We start from the raw sequence: 13,342 nt of genomic DNA on the forward strand, positions 1-13,342 counted from the left end.
GGGCGTCCAACATGCTGGAAGGTCGATCTTCGGCCTATATTGATGGCGTCGAGCAGGCGGTGGATGGTGATGATGCGCAGGTCGAGGAAACCCGTTCTGCGCTGCTGGCCTCTGCCACCTGGATCCCGACACCCAGTGTTTCGGCGACCTTCGGGACCCGGTTCGAACAATTCTCCCTGGAGTCATCCAATCAGGGCGGGGCTTCGCTCAGTCTGACCGATGTCGCACCGCGCGCCGATCTCAACTGGTCCGTGTCCGATCAATGGACCGTACGGTTGAGTACCGAGCGCAATGTCGGCCAGCTCGACCTCGATCAGTTTCTGGCCTCGACCGATCTGAACAATTCCCTCAATACCGCCGGCGCGTCGACGCTGGAGCCCCAACGCGACTGGACCCATATGATCACCCTCGAGCGCCGCTCGGGCGAGCGTGACCTCGTGCGCCTGGAAGCAGCGACGCAGGAGATTGAGAATCCGATCTCCAGCATCCTGGATGGCGACGGTAGTGTCCGTCCGGCCAATGTCGGTCCGGAGAGCATTCAATGGGTCAATGCGCAGTTCGAACTCGAGCTGGACCGTTACGGCCTGCCCGGCCTGAGTGTTGAAGGCAGTGCCAATCGCCGCTGGTCGGACCGGATTGACCAGCTGCAGGGCTTTGCGCGCACCACATCCGGTCATCGCGACTACAACATCAAGCTGATCATTCGCAAGGAATGGTCGGAAGGGCGATATGTGGCGTCGTTCGAGGTCGAAGACCGGGCCCCGGCGATGCATTACTGGCTGACCGAGATCCGTGAGGAGAACAACGGGATCCGGCTACGCTTCGACAGCGAGTGGCGGCATGTTCCCGAATGGCGGTCGGGCTTTTTCATGCGCTGGAACGGTGACCGGCGTGACACGATCCAGGTGTTTGATGGCGTTCGCGAGCCGGGGGTCGATCCCCTGCTCATCAACACGATCGACCGTTCCGAAGGCGTGTTCGCGTCGGTCTGGTCGGAGTGGGAGGTGCGCCGCGCGGGCTTCCTGCGTCTGTCGCTCCGGTCAGGACGCGACGAATCCGGTGTCAGCCGGGTCGACTCGCCAGCAGGCGCCTTTCTCGACCAGATCGCCAGCCAGTCCGACAATGTGCCGTCAGTGAATGTGCGCCTGCGATTCCAGCGCTAGCGTCGGCTGATCCGCATCGGCATCGGTGTGTCGGGCTGAAGGGTGATGCGCATAACCGGCACCGGGTCGCGTTCGCCGCAAAAGTCGAGACGGAGCCGGCTGGCCAGGCAGGCCATGACGATCACCATCTCCATCATCGCGAAGCGGGCCCCGATGCAGACACGCGGCCCAAGGCCGAAGGGCAGATAGGCGTCACGCGGGATGGCACTGGCGGCCTGGCCCAGGAAGCGGTCGGGCCGGAAGTCATCGGGATGCTCCCAGATGTCACGCTGCCGGTGCAGCAGCCAGGTTGAAACCAGCACGTCGGATCCGGCGGGGACAGGCAGGCCGGCGACGAGATCCCAGGCTCTCGATGTCCGCGCCAGGATTGGCGCCGAAGGGTAGAGGCGCAGGCTTTCCTTCAGAACAGCCTCGGTGAAGGGCAGCAGGGACGACCAGTTCGCCGGATCGGTCCCGGTCAGGTCCGCAGCGTCCACCTCGGCCTCCAGCCTTGTGCGGGCCTCTTCGTCACGGGAGAGCAGGTAAAGCGTCCAGGCGAGGGTTCGGGCGGTGGTCTCATGGCCGGCGGCCAGGAAAGTCAGCAGATTGTCGATAACCGCCGTGTCGTCGAGCCCCGCGCCGAGCAGAAGGTCGAGAAAGTCGGGTGTGCGACCGGCTTCCTTGGCCGACGGCGCGGCACGGCGGGCACCGGCCACGGTGCCGACCTGCTCGCGCAGGTCCTTGATGACCCGGCGCGACTTGCCCTGACCGATACGCGGTATCCAGCCGGGCAGGTGGATCAGGTCGAAGGGATGGGGGATGCCGGAAATCTCAAGCAGATCACAGATGCCGCGTGTGAAACGCGCCTTGTCGAGGGCCTCGTCGCCGGAGAACAGGGTCTCGATCAACACGTCCAGCGTCAGTTCGACCATCAGGTCGGAAGCGTCGACAGTCTGGCCATCACGTTCAGCCAGCGCTGACAGCGTCGCATCGCAGACGGTCCGGATCTGGGGCGCGAACCCGTTGACCCGCCGTGGTGTGAAGACGGGCGAGACAGCCTTGCGTGCGGTCTTCCAGACATCGCCTTCAGCGGTGAGTAACCCGTCGCGCAAAAAGGGCTTCAGTACCGCCTGGCGCACCGGGTTCATGCCGTAATTGGCGGCATTGGTGACGAAGCAGTGGTGGATGCCGGCCGGATCGTTCAACAAGAGACTGGACCGACCCAGAAACTGAAACGGCGCCATGCGAATGGCGAAATGTTGTTCGCCCCAGACCTCCAGCGGATTGCGCTGCATGGCCTGGAAATAAGTCCAGTAATCCGAGAGTTCCAGTTTCCCGACGCCGCTGTATTGGGCACAGGGTGGTTTGGGCGGCGTGAAGGCGACGGTCATGGAAACATCCTCTGGCGAGGCAAACCTAGCGTGTTCGTCGCCCTTCGCCAGCGCGCGAAAAGTCGCGCTTCGCAGTTTGCGTGGTTGCGAAGCTGAATTAGAGTCATTGCATGATCCGAGCTGCGCTATTCCTCCCTCTCCTTCTGTTGTTGATCGTCGCGCCTGCACAGGCCGACCGGGCTGCCGCGGAAGCCGCATACGAACAGGGCGCCTGGGAGCTGGCGGCCTACGAGGCGCAAAGGCTCGAGACGGCCGATGGCTATGCCTTTGCCGCCGGCGCGCTGCTCGCGCGGTTGATGGTCGAAGATGTCGGCGAGGACCGGGAGGCGCTGGCGGAACGGGCGATCGACCTTGCCGAATACGCCCTGCGTCTGGACGAAGATCATGTGGAAGCGCGCCTGCGCCTCGCTGGAGCGCTGGGATTTCGTGGCCGCTATATGGGCGGCTGGCGCGCCTATCTGACCCGTCTGCCGCAAAGAGGCCGGAACCTGTTGGAAGAGGTCGTTGCCCGTCAGCCGGACAATGCCTGGGCGCTTGGCATGCTTGGCGCCTGGCATCTGGAAGTGGCGCGCCGCGGCGGATCGCGGGGGCTTCGCGCTCTGGACGCTTCGATCGAGGCCGGGATGGGATACTACTCACAGGCCATCGCGCTCGACCCGCAAAGCCCCGCGCCGCGCTATTTTCTGGCACTCGGGCTGGCTGCGCTCGATGAGCCCGCCTACCAGACCCGTATCCAGGAACTGGTCGGGTCGGCCCGGGCTTTGCCGCCACGCGATGCCTTCGAAACGGCCATATTGGGCGAGTTGGACGAGTTTGCGGCCCGTCTGGGCGATCGCCGGGCCGTCAGCGACTGGGCCGATGCCCGCCTGCAGCGTTAGCGCTACTGACTGACCCAGACGATCCGGGCCAGCCAGGCGACCTGGGTCAGCGGCAGGGTCAGGGTCGGCTGCAAGGGATCAAGCGGTGACAGGCGCAGGGCCTGGACGGTCTTTTCACTCAGCGTCCAGGCTGACCGGGTTCCGTCACGCCGCTGCACCACCACGCGATCGCCCACACGCGCCGGCGCTTCGTGTGACACGACCAGCCTGTCGCCGGGCCGGTAGACCGGCAGCATGTGGGTGTCCTGGACGGTCAATGCGAAGGCTTCTCCCGGTGCCAGGCCCGGGAAGGGGATGGCATCCCAGTCCGGACCGGCCGGATATCCGCTCGCATCGAACGGGTCTGCAATTTCTCCGTCCGCCAGCGCCCGCGATGGCAGCGCGCCGGCGCGTGGTTGTCCCGAGACCAGGCCGGCAAAATCATCGAAATCGAGATGCGCAGCCGCCAACGCCTTGGCGATGCTCTCCGTCGAAGGCCAGCGCGGCTTGGAGCCATCCGCCGAGATGCGCTTGGAAGGATTGAAAGTGGTCGAATCGAGCCCCGCGCGCCGGGCCAGGCCGGACGGGCTGGTCTGCGCGTGCCGAGCCAAGCGGTCGATCCCGCGCCAGATATCGTCATGGGTCAGCATCGGACTGAAACGCTATAGGAAAACTATCCCATGCGCGAGTCGCCCTTGCCCGAATCCGCGGTGGGGGTTAGGCCGTGATCATGACGACAACAACCGCCTTTCGCCTTGCCACACCCGACCGCTGGTCAGAGGTGATGGCCGCTGGGTCTTTCGCTGGCGACCCGCATGATGTGGCCGATGGCTTCATCCATCTGTCCGCCGCCGACCAGGTCGAGGGCACGCTGGTCAAGCACTACAATGACCATGAGCGCTTGTTGCTGGTCGAGATCGATCTGTCAGCCCTTGGCGAGACGGTGAAGTGGGAGAAATCGCGCGGTGGCGCATTATTCCCGCATGTCTATGGCGAGATCCCGGTCACTGCGGTTCGTGGCATGCGTCATGTCCGCCGCAATGAGGAGGGCGACTGGATCCTCCCCGCCGATCTGGAGAGCCGGTCATGATCCACGATCTGGCGACACGGATGCTGCACGGCCTCGATCCGGAAACCGCGCACCGTATCGGCATCCTCGGTCTGAAGGCCGGACTCGGACCGCGCCAGTTCGGACGCGACCCGTCTGTCCTGCGGACATCCCTGGCCGGGCTCGACCTGCCAAACCCGGTCGGTCTGGCCGCGGGCTTCGACAAGAATGCCGAGGCCCCGGACGCACTCCTCGCGGCCGGGTTCGGCTTTGTGGAGTGTGGCGCTGTGACGCCGCGCGCCCAGGAAGGCAAGCCGCGACCGCGTATCTTCCGGCTCGATGAGGACCGGGCGGTGATCAACCGCATGGGCTTCCCCAATCAGGGGCTGACCCTCTTTCACCAGCGTTTGGTGCGCCGGTCAGCGCGTTCGGGTGTCGTTGGCGTCAATCTGGGGGCCAATCTCGACAGCGAGGACCGGGTTGCCGACTATGTGGCGTGCCTGGACGCCCTCAAGGATCTGGCCCAGTTCTTCACGGTCAATGTGTCTTCGCCGAACACACCGGGTCTGCGCACGCTGCAATCGTCGGGCGCGCTCGATGACCTGCTGGCCGCCGTCGCCGCGGTCGGAGCAGAGGCGCCGGTCTTCCTGAAGATCGCGCCAGATATCGACGACGCAGAGGCCGATGTCATGGTCGCTGCGATCGCGCGTCACAAGCTCGACGGCATCATCATTTCGAACACCACTATCACGCGCCCCGAGAGCCTGGTCAGCGCAAACATGGGTGAGGGCGGTGGCCTGTCCGGGCCGCCGGTCTTCGCCCGCTCGACCGAGCTGGTCCGCGCCTTCCGCAAGGCGGCGGGGCCGGACATGGCGATCATTGGCGTTGGCGGTGTGTCTTGTGCGGAAACGGCGTACGCCAAGATCCGCGCCGGTGCCAATGCGATCCAGCTCTATACCGCGATGATTTATGAAGGGCCGGGTCTGATCCAGCGTATCAAGCGCGGCCTGGCAGAGCGGCTTCAGGTCGATGGGTTCACGTCGGTCGCGGATGCTGTCGGCGCCGAGTGAATGCGGCGTTGCAGCGTCGGATAGGCGGCGAGCAGGGCTCCGGCCCGTGCCAGATAAAAGACCACGAATGCGGCCCAGACACCGTGATTGCCGTATAGCGGCGCCAGCACGGCATCGGCTGCCAGATAGATCGCCACCGCAACCAGCCCGGCATTGCGCAGCACCCGGCCACTGGTCGTGCCGATGAAAACCCCGTCCATCAGCCAGGCCGGCGCTCCCAGCAGCGGAACGGCAGCACACCAGGGCAGGTAGGTGATGGCCGCGGCCCGCGCTTCCGGGTCTTCGATCAAGGCGGTCAGGGCGGCGTCTCCCCACCACCAGGTCGCCAGCGCAAACACCGCGCCCGACAGGATCATTGGTTCGGCAGTCAGCTGCACACAGCGGCGTAGGGCGCGCACCGAGCGTCGCCCGAAGGCGCGCCCGGCCTCGGTCTCGGCGATGAAGGCAAAGGCGTCGAGCACGAAGGCCCAAACCGAGATGACTTGTAGCAGGACGTGATTGCCAGCCAGCGCGGCAGTACCCTGACGGGCGCCGGCATTGGCAAACCAGGTGAAGCCGATCACCAGCGTCCAGGTGCGGATCATCAGGTTCACATTGACGTGGAAGAGTTCCCGAATGGCCGCGCCATCCAGCAGACGGGCGCGGTCGAGAACGCCATTTGCCCAGCCCTTCTGATGTTTCAGCGTCATGACGAGGAAGCCGCCGCCGACCAGCAGGGCCAGCCACTCGGCGATCGCGGTCGCCGCGCCGACACCGCCGGGGCCGAAGCCCAACCCCAGCACGAACCACAGGTCGAGACCGATATTGACCAGGCTGAAAGCGACATAGATCGCCAGCGTTGCGGCATTGCGGCCAAGCCCGATCAGCCAACCGGACAGGGCAAAGGCGGCCAGTGCTGCCGGCGTCCCCCAGGCACGGGCGAGCAGATAGTCTGCCCCCTTGCTCTCGACCCGCGCCTCGCCTTGCAGGATGGCGAAGCCGGCCAGGGCGATCAGGTCGCGCAGAAGGAAGACCAGCAGGCCGAGCGTCGCCGCGATGGCGAGTGCGCGCAGCAGGATGCGCTGGGTCTCGGCCCGGTCACCGGCGCCGTCGGCCTGGGCCGTCAGCCCGGTCGTGCCCATGCGCAGGAAATAGAAGCTCCAGTAGAAGACCGAGAACAGCGCACTGCCCAGGGCCACTCCGCCCAGATCCGCCTTGTCGCCGGACAGGCCGAGCACAAATGTGTCAGCCACACCGGCGAGCGGGACAGCGGCATTGGCGAAGACGAGGGGCCAGGCGCGCTTGATGACATCGAGCCGGGTCAGGGGCGAAGCAGACATGCCTCGCACCTAGCCCGGCCCGATGAGGCAGGCAATAGCCGTCAGTCTCAGCGCTGCTCGACCGGTGTTGTTTCTGCCGCAGCGAGAACCGTTGCGCGATGGTCGGTGAGTTGGGCCAGCGCCCGCTCGGTGCTGTCACGGATGCAGGATCTCATCGTGACCGGGCGCAACAGGTCGCCCAGCAGGGCTTCACGGCAGACTTCGCGTGCAGCCTGTTCGATCCGGGCATGCAGGGCGTCCAGTTCCGCCGGGTCGATCAGCTCGGCTTGATCGAACTCGATCTCGACTTGCGGCGTTGGCGTGGACTGTGCGTACGTTGGCGGGGCCAGCGCGATATGGCTGCTGCCAAGGGCCAGGACGGCAAGGGTGTGCAAGAGGAAGCGTTTCATTGGGCTCTCCAGAGTTGGGCCGCATCATGCGTTTATGCATGATCGAATATGTCCAACTTGGGAACGCTTTGATCGGATTCCAGCCCTGAAGTATTGCCGCGCGCGTCTGGCAATCATTCAAAAATGAATGCCTACTGCGTGCCGCTTGTGCAAACCCCGTCACGACAGGTTCGTCGAGGCCGCCATGGGGCCAGCCACAGATAGATCTGGTTGAGCGGGATGCGGATCGGGGCAGGGCGGGTCAGCGCCGCGAGCCATCGCCATCTGCGGTCCGGAAGACGATCCCAGATGGCGAGGAAGGCGAGCCATCCATCGACCACCTGGCCATCGGGCAGGCGGACATGCAGGCTTGCCAGGGCCGCGTCGCGGTCGATGTCGTCGGGCAGCTCACCATTGCAGTCATGCAGCCGGATCATATCCGGTGCGGCATCGGCGTAGTGCGCCATCTCGTTGACGCAAATCGGGCAGAGCCCGTCGAAATAGGCCGTGACTGCATTGGCGTGGGTCATGCCCTCAAACTGATGCGCGTCCTGGCACCGGACAATTGGTCATAGCGCCGCAGGTGGTCGCTCCAGCCCCTTGAGCGACCAATGCTGGCGAACCATGGCCGCCTCAGCGCGCCGTGATGACGACAGCGACCGTCCGATTGTTGGCCTGGGCGTATTGGCGGTCCAGCTGCCCCATCGCATCGGCAAAGGCACCATCGAAACAGGCACGGCGGGCCCGCTGGGCATCGAGGCCACGCAGACCATGCGGACGGCACACGCGGTTGGTGGCCCGGCGAATACGGGATTCGATCGACTCCCAGCCGGCGTCACTTTGCAATTCACCGGTACGGACGTGGACAATCTCGGTCGGCGCATTGGCGTCGATGGCTGTGGCGGGCGTGGTGAGTGCAAGGCTCGCGGTCATCGCGGCAAGAACGGAAAGTGTCATTGGGCTGTCTCCTGCGACGTGGCCGGTCACCCCTCGTGACCCGTCACCACGCCATCAAGACTGCCCGCCGTCGGCTCTCCGCGTGCTGGCCGGTGATGTAAACCTTTGAGAGAAAGCGTTCAGAAACTGTCGCGCTTGTAAGGCCCGGGTAAGCGCCGCTCAGTCTTTCGCGACGAACGGCAGTTTTGACGGGTTGAACGACATCGCCCTGCCGTTACTCCCGGTCGGCACTGTCATGGTCCGGTGTGATCAGGAAATGTCCGTGCAGCGTCGCAACCGGTGCATCGATGCGCTTCTGCCAGGCTTCGACCCGGACATTGGCCACTCGTCGGCCTGATCGCGCGACGACTGCCCTGGCATAGACATCCTGGGCGCGGGCCGGCCGCAGATAGGCGATGGCGACATCGATCGGCTTGGGCAGTCTTTGCAGCGGCTGGCTGGCTAGCAGCGACGCCGAAGCGACAATCTCGAGGAAGGCGCCGACCGCACCGCCGTGCAGGGCCGGGATGAGCGGGTTGCCGACAAGATGATCGGCGAAGGGCAGCACGCCGGTCAGCTCATTGCCCTTGCGTTCCAGCCGTACGCCAAACCGTGCGACATACGGGGCGGCCATCAAGGTGTCGATCAGCGCCTGGCTCATGACATTCGCCCTTCGGTGTAGAGGCGCTTGGCCTTTTCCTGGGCAGCTTTGGAGGCCTTGGTGATCATGAAGGCGGCCTGGGCGATCGCGACAGGGTCTTCAATGTCGCCGTCATGGGCTGTGGCCCGCACGAAGGCGACCAGGCCATGGGATTTCAGGCAACTCGCCTCGGCGGTCACATCAAGGCCGGGCCTGGCCGGGCGCATGTAATCGATCCGCAAATCCAGTGTCGCCGGTGTGTCCCGTGCGCCGAAGCCCGCGAAGGCGGCCATGCCGCAAGCATGGTCGAGCAGGGCTGTCACCACGCCGCCATGCAGCGTGCCGGAGTCCGGATCGCCGATCAGGCTCTCGTCATAGCGTGCCCCCATGACCGCGTGACCCGGGGTCAGCGAAATCAGCGACAGGCCCAGCGCAACAGCGTGCGGCGAGCCATCCACGATCAGCGGGGCGATGGAATCAAGGCGGGACTGAATGTCGTCGGTCATGGCGTTCCTGGTCAGGTCATCCAACCTAGATAGGACAGGCCGGGCGTCGCAGGAAGCGTGGTTAGCGGCGACCCATCCGCTTGGCGACCACCTGCTCCAGGCCGGTGACGACCGGTTCGCGCAGCGGATTGCCCTCTTCCGCCATGCGCAGCAATTGCGCCAGGGCGGCGCGGTGCATCTCGACCACCTCGGCTTCGATGGCGGTATAGTCGGAAACAGCGGTGATGAAGCGTTGCAGCGAGCGACCGACCCGGATCGCCAGCCGGTCACCGGTCAACTGGGTTTCGTGCGCGAGGGCGACGGCTGCGGCGCGGGCTGCGGCCATCGGACTTGTGAGGCCTGCTGCGACATCGGCCATGCGTTTGTGAACGGGGCCTTCGGCTCGGCGCTCCCGGCGACGACGGTCCGGACCGTTGAAGCGTGATGAGCTGATGAAGTCGCGTGGCTGCTCGTCCAGTGAGCGCAGGCGGTCTTGCAGTGTGACCGGGGCGATCGGCGTGAACAGGAACTCTGACACCCCGACATCGCGGGCACGCTCGATTTCCCGCCGCGTACGGGGCTGGGAGATAAGGACGATGGGTGTGTCGCGAAACGGCGCGCCGTCACTCTCCCGAATTGTTCGGACCAGTTTCAACCGGTCCTCGTCCGGGGCCGAGTTGGTATGCCAGTCGGCAATGATGACGCTGGGTGTCCGTTCGGCAATCTGGTTGAGGGCCGTGTCACCGCGTTTGGCGACCATAACGTCATTGGCGCCGGCGTCGCGGAGCAGGCCCAGTAACATGTTGCGAAGAAAACTGTTGGATTCGAGCAACATTGGCGCATCGTTGCACCCGTCGATTTCCCGGGTCGGGATGCCGTTCGCCGTCAAGGGCAGGTTGCGTGCGCTCGCTGTTATGAGGCAGCTGTAGCAAGCCTTCCTTGCCATCCGGCAAAGGAAGTTGGTTAACAAACCACGACTTGGCGAGTTCAGCGGCGGCGGAGCGCCCCGAGGACCCGGAACACGATCCAGATCGGGATGACCAGGATTGCACCGAGCAGGAAGTACTCGATCGCCCAGCCAACCGAATGAGTCAGGAAGTCGATGAAACGACCCCAGGATTCGGCAATTGTGCCGAAGAAATCGACCCAGAGGCGTCGTGGGTTGACGTGGAAGGCCGCCAGGATGAAACCGGCGATGACGCACAGCACCACGACGCGGATAATGTCGGTCGAACCGACGCGGATCAGCCGTTGGACGAAAGTCCGGTCATCGGTTGGTCTGTCATTCGATGTGTCACGATCTGTCATGGCGTCAGATTACCCCAAATTGCGGCGCAATCGGGGCCGTAGCCCCGATTGCTGCCAGGCTCAGGCCTTGCGGGTGATATTGACCTGGTGCGGGTAGGGTATGGAGATGCCATTGGCGTCGAAAGCTTCCTTGACGTTCTTCATCGCGTCGAAATGAACGCCCCAGTAGTCACCGGTATTGCACCAGGCGCGAGTGACGATGTCCACCGAGGACGCACCATGCGCGGCAACCGCGGTGAAGACGGCCGGATCGCTGTGGACGCGTTCGTCGGCGCTGATCGTGTCCTGGATCACTTTCATCGCCTTGCCGATATCGTCGCTGTAATCGATCGAGAAGGTCAGATCGACCCGCCGGGTTGGATTGGCGGAATAATTGGTGATCGTGTCACCCCAGGACTTCGAATTGGGGATGATGATCTTCTTGTTGTCGCCGGTCCCAAGCACGGTGGTAAAGAGCGTGATCTCCTTGACCGCGCCGGACGTGCCGGCCAGTTCCACCCAGTCACCGAGGCGATAGGGCCGGAACAGGATCAGCATCACGCCGGCAGCCAGGTTGGAGAGCGTGCCCTGCAGCGCCAGGCCGATCGCCAGCGAAGCGGCGCCAAGTGTGGCGACAAAGCTGGTGGTGGGGATGCCGAACGTACCCATCATGGCGATGACGACCATCGCCATGATGCCGTAATAGGCCAGCGACCCGAAGAAACCGCCGAGCGTGTCGTCCATCGTTGCGCTCTTGTGAACGGCGTTGCGAATGGCCTTGCGTACGGAGCCGGCAATGAAGAGGCCGATGATGAGAATGATGGCAGCAAGCACGACATTCGTACTGGCAGCGATTCCCATCTCGACCATGGTGGCGAGCGTTTCAGGATTCATGAGGTCTTCGGGATTCATGCGGATTCCCCTTTCGGGCGTTTGGTTCTGAACCGCTCCCTAGCCCTTTCTTCGCGTCAAGGGAAGGCGATTTCGGTCAGTCCTCGTGCGCAACCTTCTCATTGGGTTGCGCGGCCCGGACGATGTCGATCTTCTGCCAGATCTTGGCCGACATGTTCGAGGTCAGGGATTCGATGTCATTGACCGCGGCGATCACGACGGGATCGCGCGAGCTTTGTGCGTACAGGGCGGCGACCTTGCCGGCCAGGCTGAGCGTCTCCGCGCAATAGTCCAGGTAGCGGCCGAGCTCGAATTCGCTCATCGACCGGACGGGTGACGAGGTGGTGCTTGGTCCGAGGCGCAGCAGGGCGGTCGGATCCTTGGTCAGCTGGTGCATGTCTATGACGTGTGCAACGGAGCGCAATTCATGCAGGTCGTCCAGGGCGAGTGATCGCTTGAGTCGCTCCTCGACACGGGTCAGCGTGAAGATTGCGACGGCAGCCAGGATGACAATGTTGAGACCGGCTTCGACACCTTCAAAGACCGTGAACACGTCAGCCGAGGCCCCGCTCTCCTGTGCCCAGTTGAAGACCCGCTCGCCGACATAGACCAGACCGACCAGAGCCAATCCGACGGCGAGGAAAGTGCCGCTGCGAAGAAGAAGATAAGGGCGGGACAGGCGCTGGCTGCGCCGACGGTCCCGCTTGGCCAGGCCAATCAGCTCGTCGATGACATTGTTCAGGCTGGCGGTCGGGAAGCGGTCCCGTGCCCGCTTGGCCAAGCGTTCAAGCGTGTCGACGATATGATCGGAACTCAGTTGACTGAACGGCACGAATTTCCCCCACGTACACCGACCCGGCAGGGTCGATGTGAGTTTTAGCGCGGGCAGTGCGGCGATGTCACCTTTGCTCAGGACGCGGCGGCGACCGCCGCTGTTGATCCGGCGACCACCGCGATGATGGCCGCCTGCGCCGCCAGGATGGCGGCGAGATCGCGCGCCGCCGCGTGAGGTTCGCTGGCACCGGTCTGCGCCTGGGTCAGGCGCATGGCCAGCCGGGCGGCGACCTGCCCGGACGGGCGGGGACGCAGGGCGCGCACCGCCTCGAAACTCGAAACGAGCATGTCGGCAGTCTCGGGCCCACGGCCGCGCGCTGCGAGCACGGCGAGACCGGTCCTGCCGACGCCATGACGCAATACCGGGCGTCCGCGCACCGCGGTGTTCAAGCTGGTCCAGGCGGCGGCAATCTCGCCGCCGTCGACCGGGGCAAGACAGATTTCCTGGGCTGCGCGTTCGACGTGGTGGCCGGGCACGCCAGCCGACCGCAGGGCCAGGCGTGCCCGGTCCAGCTTGCGGCGCGCATCTTCCGGGGTCTCACCGGTTGCTGCGAACGTGGCCGCCAACACGTCCTCGCGTGCAGGGACGCGGTTCCACCAGGGCAGTGTGATCTCGTCGAGAATGTCGAAAAAATTGTCGACCTGGCAGGTGCCCCCTCCGGCAACCACCAGAGCCAGTGCCGCGCAGGATCCGCCATGGCTGAGCATGCGGGCACCCCGTTCCTGGCGCCGCTCATTCAGGGCAGTCCGGACGGTAAAAAATGTGTCGGCGGTGCGGTCTGACGCAGCCAGTGCTGCGGAGAAAACCAGGCGCATCGCACGTCCTGGTGAACGCCAGGTGCCCAGCCCCTCATTCATGCGGTCGCGAATGTGGAGACTGCGATCGACCAATTTCTCGGGCGTTTCGTCGCTGGATATGCAGGCGAGGGCGGAGAAGCGCCCATACAGACGCTCACCCTTGCTGGCGCGTTCGCTGAACGCGGCATCAAGCCGTTGAAACCGTTCGATGACGGCGTTGACCATGGGCCAGTTTCCCTCGCTAATGTCAGGTTCGGCCACAAGCATGGCGAAACC

General features: G+C 64.5%; 17 protein-coding genes. 4 read left to right on the forward strand and 13 right to left on the reverse strand.

Annotated elements, in window-relative coordinates; genetic code table 11:
- A partial coding sequence (locus ACN0X9_RS11855) for a TonB-dependent receptor domain-containing protein (RefSeq protein WP_417487786.1) occupies positions 1-1,163 on the forward strand: 1,163 nt, incomplete at its 5' end.
- Here the strand turns inward: ACN0X9_RS11855 and ACN0X9_RS11860 are convergent.
- Positions 1,160-2,533: a cytochrome P450 gene (locus ACN0X9_RS11860; protein ID WP_417487787.1), complete on the reverse strand. Its 1,374-nt coding sequence runs from the start codon at positions 2,531-2,533 to the stop codon at positions 1,160-1,162. The genes ACN0X9_RS11855 and ACN0X9_RS11860 overlap by 4 nt on opposite strands.
- A 110-nt stretch (positions 2,534-2,643) precedes the next feature.
- On the opposite strand from ACN0X9_RS11860, the gene ACN0X9_RS11865 reads away from it, so the two are divergent.
- Entirely contained in the window at positions 2,644-3,411 is a 768-nt protein-coding gene (locus tag ACN0X9_RS11865; RefSeq protein WP_417487788.1) for a hypothetical protein, read from the forward strand.
- A gap of 2 nt (positions 3,412-3,413) precedes the next feature.
- Here the strand turns inward: ACN0X9_RS11865 and ACN0X9_RS11870 are convergent, their stop codons facing one another.
- Positions 3,414-4,040: a S24 family peptidase gene (locus ACN0X9_RS11870; protein WP_417487789.1), complete on the reverse strand. Its 627-nt coding sequence runs from the start codon at positions 4,038-4,040 to the stop codon at positions 3,414-3,416.
- 80 nt (positions 4,041-4,120) lie between these two features.
- Between ACN0X9_RS11870 and ACN0X9_RS11875 the strand changes: the two genes are divergently transcribed.
- Positions 4,121-4,480 carry a DUF952 domain-containing protein gene (locus tag ACN0X9_RS11875; protein ID WP_417487790.1) on the forward strand — a complete coding sequence of 120 codons (360 nt, stop codon included), beginning with the start codon at positions 4,121-4,123 and terminating at the stop codon, positions 4,478-4,480.
- Positions 4,477-5,508 carry a quinone-dependent dihydroorotate dehydrogenase gene (locus ACN0X9_RS11880; RefSeq protein ID WP_417487791.1) on the forward strand — a complete coding sequence of 344 codons (1,032 nt, stop codon included), beginning with the start codon at positions 4,477-4,479 and terminating at the stop codon, positions 5,506-5,508. The genes ACN0X9_RS11875 and ACN0X9_RS11880 overlap by 4 nt, the downstream gene beginning before the upstream one ends.
- On the opposite strand, the gene ACN0X9_RS11885 is transcribed toward ACN0X9_RS11880, so the two are convergent.
- From ACN0X9_RS11885 to ACN0X9_RS11935, 11 genes are all read right to left on the reverse strand, one after another.
- A complete protein-coding gene (locus ACN0X9_RS11885; RefSeq protein WP_417487792.1) occupies positions 5,460-6,827 on the reverse strand; it encodes an MATE family efflux transporter in 1,368 nt (455 codons plus the stop codon). The two genes, ACN0X9_RS11880 and ACN0X9_RS11885, sit on opposite strands and share 49 nt — an antisense overlap.
- Before the next feature lie 47 nt (positions 6,828-6,874).
- Entirely contained in the window at positions 6,875-7,216 is a 342-nt protein-coding gene (locus tag ACN0X9_RS11890; RefSeq protein ID WP_417487793.1) for a UrcA family protein, read from the reverse strand.
- 131 nt (positions 7,217-7,347) lie between these two features.
- Positions 7,348-7,725: a thiol-disulfide oxidoreductase DCC family protein gene (locus tag ACN0X9_RS11895; RefSeq protein ID WP_417487794.1), complete on the reverse strand. Its 378-nt coding sequence runs from the start codon at positions 7,723-7,725 to the stop codon at positions 7,348-7,350.
- A gap of 103 nt (positions 7,726-7,828) precedes the next feature.
- A complete protein-coding gene (locus tag ACN0X9_RS11900; protein WP_417487795.1) occupies positions 7,829-8,152 on the reverse strand; it encodes a UrcA family protein in 324 nt (107 codons plus the stop codon).
- A gap of 214 nt (positions 8,153-8,366) precedes the next feature.
- Positions 8,367-8,792 (reverse strand): PaaI family thioesterase, encoded by a 426-nt coding sequence (locus ACN0X9_RS11905; protein WP_417487796.1) that lies wholly within the window; start codon positions 8,790-8,792, stop codon positions 8,367-8,369.
- A complete protein-coding gene (locus ACN0X9_RS11910) occupies positions 8,789-9,277 on the reverse strand; it encodes a PaaI family thioesterase (RefSeq protein WP_417487797.1) in 489 nt (162 codons plus the stop codon). Before ACN0X9_RS11910 ends, ACN0X9_RS11905 begins: the two co-directional genes overlap by 4 nt.
- Positions 9,278-9,338: 61 nt before the next feature.
- Entirely contained in the window at positions 9,339-10,091 is a 753-nt protein-coding gene (locus tag ACN0X9_RS11915) for a response regulator (RefSeq protein WP_417487798.1), read from the reverse strand.
- Between the two features lie 152 nt (positions 10,092-10,243).
- Positions 10,244-10,564 (reverse strand): DUF6460 domain-containing protein, encoded by a 321-nt coding sequence (locus ACN0X9_RS11920; protein ID WP_417487799.1) that lies wholly within the window; start codon positions 10,562-10,564, stop codon positions 10,244-10,246.
- A 60-nt stretch (positions 10,565-10,624) separates the two neighbouring features.
- A complete protein-coding gene (locus ACN0X9_RS11925) occupies positions 10,625-11,455 on the reverse strand; it encodes a mechanosensitive ion channel family protein (protein ID WP_417487800.1) in 831 nt (276 codons plus the stop codon).
- A 76-nt stretch (positions 11,456-11,531) separates the two neighbouring features.
- Positions 11,532-12,266: a hypothetical protein gene (locus ACN0X9_RS11930; RefSeq protein WP_417487801.1), complete on the reverse strand. Its 735-nt coding sequence runs from the start codon at positions 12,264-12,266 to the stop codon at positions 11,532-11,534.
- A gap of 77 nt (positions 12,267-12,343) precedes the next feature.
- Entirely contained in the window at positions 12,344-13,291 is a 948-nt protein-coding gene (locus ACN0X9_RS11935; RefSeq protein WP_417487802.1) for a hypothetical protein, read from the reverse strand.
- Positions 13,292-13,342: the final 51 nt, after the last annotated feature.

The sequence above is a fragment of the Maricaulis sp. genome (genome assembly GCF_048268525.1).
In the GTDB taxonomy this organism is placed as follows: domain Bacteria; phylum Pseudomonadota; class Alphaproteobacteria; order Caulobacterales; family Maricaulaceae; genus Maricaulis.

What these genes read in the sequence shown, in the direction of transcription:
- ACN0X9_RS11860 (WP_417487787.1), bottom strand. Translation starts at nt 2,533, where the DNA reads ATGACCGTCGCCTTCACGCCGCCCAAACCACCCTGTGCCCAATACAGC.
- ACN0X9_RS11865 (WP_417487788.1), top strand. Translation starts at nt 2,644, where the DNA reads ATGATCCGAGCTGCGCTATTCCTCCCTCTCCTTCTGTTGTTGATCGTC.
- ACN0X9_RS11870 (WP_417487789.1), bottom strand. Translation starts at nt 4,040, where the DNA reads ATGCTGACCCATGACGATATCTGGCGCGGGATCGACCGCTTGGCTCGG.
- ACN0X9_RS11875 (WP_417487790.1), top strand. Translation starts at nt 4,121, where the DNA reads ATGACGACAACAACCGCCTTTCGCCTTGCCACACCCGACCGCTGGTCA.
- ACN0X9_RS11880 (WP_417487791.1), top strand. Translation starts at nt 4,477, where the DNA reads ATGATCCACGATCTGGCGACACGGATGCTGCACGGCCTCGATCCGGAA.
- ACN0X9_RS11885 (WP_417487792.1), bottom strand. Translation starts at nt 6,827, where the DNA reads ATGTCTGCTTCGCCCCTGACCCGGCTCGATGTCATCAAGCGCGCCTGG.
- ACN0X9_RS11890 (WP_417487793.1), bottom strand. Translation starts at nt 7,216, where the DNA reads ATGAAACGCTTCCTCTTGCACACCCTTGCCGTCCTGGCCCTTGGCAGC.
- ACN0X9_RS11895 (WP_417487794.1), bottom strand. Translation starts at nt 7,725, where the DNA reads ATGACCCACGCCAATGCAGTCACGGCCTATTTCGACGGGCTCTGCCCG.
- ACN0X9_RS11900 (WP_417487795.1), bottom strand. Translation starts at nt 8,152, where the DNA reads ATGACACTTTCCGTTCTTGCCGCGATGACCGCGAGCCTTGCACTCACC.
- ACN0X9_RS11905 (WP_417487796.1), bottom strand. Translation starts at nt 8,792, where the DNA reads ATGAGCCAGGCGCTGATCGACACCTTGATGGCCGCCCCGTATGTCGCA.
- ACN0X9_RS11910 (WP_417487797.1), bottom strand. Translation starts at nt 9,277, where the DNA reads ATGACCGACGACATTCAGTCCCGCCTTGATTCCATCGCCCCGCTGATC.
- ACN0X9_RS11915 (WP_417487798.1), bottom strand. Translation starts at nt 10,091, where the DNA reads ATGTTGCTCGAATCCAACAGTTTTCTTCGCAACATGTTACTGGGCCTG.
- ACN0X9_RS11920 (WP_417487799.1), bottom strand. Translation starts at nt 10,564, where the DNA reads ATGACAGATCGTGACACATCGAATGACAGACCAACCGATGACCGGACT.
- ACN0X9_RS11925 (WP_417487800.1), bottom strand. Translation starts at nt 11,455, where the DNA reads ATGAATCCCGAAGACCTCATGAATCCTGAAACGCTCGCCACCATGGTC.
- ACN0X9_RS11935 (WP_417487802.1), bottom strand. Translation starts at nt 13,291, where the DNA reads ATGGTCAACGCCGTCATCGAACGGTTTCAACGGCTTGATGCCGCGTTC.